General features: G+C 59.0%; 1 protein-coding gene and 1 other annotated feature. The gene reads left to right on the top strand.

What is annotated here, in order from left to right:
• Window positions 1–50: 50 nt before the first annotated feature.
• Window positions 51–1,285 (top strand): IS3 family transposase gene (locus J2D75_RS14245; RefSeq protein ID WP_207855449.1). Its coding sequence is split into 2 segments (ribosomal slippage): window positions 51–345 and window positions 345–1,285, totalling 1,236 coding nucleotides; the frame shifts between segments, so codons are not numbered across the junction.
• Window positions 338–454, top strand: a sequence feature (AL1L pseudoknot). It overlaps the preceding gene by 117 nt.
• Window positions 1,286–1,326 lie beyond the last annotated feature (41 nt).

The raw sequence follows: 1,326 nt of genomic DNA, 5'->3' as shown, positions 1-1,326 counted from the left end.
TGAACTGCCCCGGGTTTACCGGAGAGTAAAACTCTCGGAGGATGAGCCCTATGGTAGAGAAGAAGAAGACATCGCGTTATTCGCCTGAGTTCCGTGAGCGCGCCGTGCGCCTTCTGGACGAGCATCGCTCGGATTACCCGAGCCTATCGGCGGCCTGTCGCGAGATTGGTAGCAAGCTTGGCTGCTCGGGCGACAGCCTGCATGACTGGTGGAAGCAGGCCCGGCGGGACGCGGGTACGCAACCGGGGCCGACCACAGCCGAGACGGCACGGATCAGAGCGTTGGAGCGTGAGGTCCGTGAACTGCGTCAGGCCAATGAGATCCTCAAGAAGGCCTCGGCTTATTTTGCACAGGCGGAGCTCGACCGCCCGTTTCGCAAATGATCGCGTTTATTGAAGCCTGCCGTGCCGATTACGGGGTCGAGCCAATCTGTCGTGTTCTGCCGATTGCCCCGTCCACGTTTTACCAGCATGCGGCCATAGCAAGAGATCCGGCCACGGCCAGCCCGCGTGCCCGGCGCGATAGGGAACTGATGGAACATATCCGCCGGATCTGGCAGGACAACCGTGCTGTTTATGGTGCGCGCAAGGTGTGGCACAGCCTGCACCGTGAAGGGCGACAGGTGGCGCGTTGCACTGTTGAGCGCCTGATGAGCAAGATGGGTCTGAAGGGTGTCATCCGGGGCAAGAAGATTATTACGACCCGTCCGGATACGGCGCGCCCCTGTCCCGATGACAGGGTCAACCGGCAGTTCCGGGCCGAGGCCCCCAACCAGCTCTGGGTTTCGGATTTCACCTATGTCCAGACCTGGAATGGCATGGTCTATGTGGCGTTCGTTATTGACGTGTTTGCCCGCAGGATCGTGGGCTGGAAAGTCTCGACTTCCATGACCACCCAGTTCGTGCTCGATGCCCTTGAACAGGCCATCTGGCAACGAAAGCCTGCGGGAAACAAAGCACTGATCCATCATTCAGACCGTGGATCACAATACCTGTCGATCCGATATACCGAACGCCTGGCGCTAGCTGACATAGACGCCTCGGTCGGCACGGTTGGTGACAGCTACGACAATGCACTGGCGGAGACTATCAACGGTTTATACAAGGCCGAGGTCATCCATCATCTGGGGCCATGGCAATCCATGGCGCAGGTCGAATGGGAAACCCTCAAATGGGTGGACTGGTATAATAACCGACGCCTGCTGGCGCCAATCGGCTACAGGCCGCCCGCCGAAGCCGAACGCGCCTTCTATGAAGATCAGAACACGCTTGATCTCGCTGCCTGATTACTGAACAAATCACTCTCCGGTAAACCCGGGGCAGTTCA

This window comes from Acetobacter suratthaniensis (genome assembly GCF_017377745.1).
Taxonomy (GTDB): Bacteria; Pseudomonadota; Alphaproteobacteria; order Acetobacterales; family Acetobacteraceae; genus Acetobacter; species Acetobacter suratthaniensis.
The sequence above is the reverse complement of the archived record's forward strand: the minus strand, read 5'-3'. Positions and strand labels throughout refer to the sequence as shown.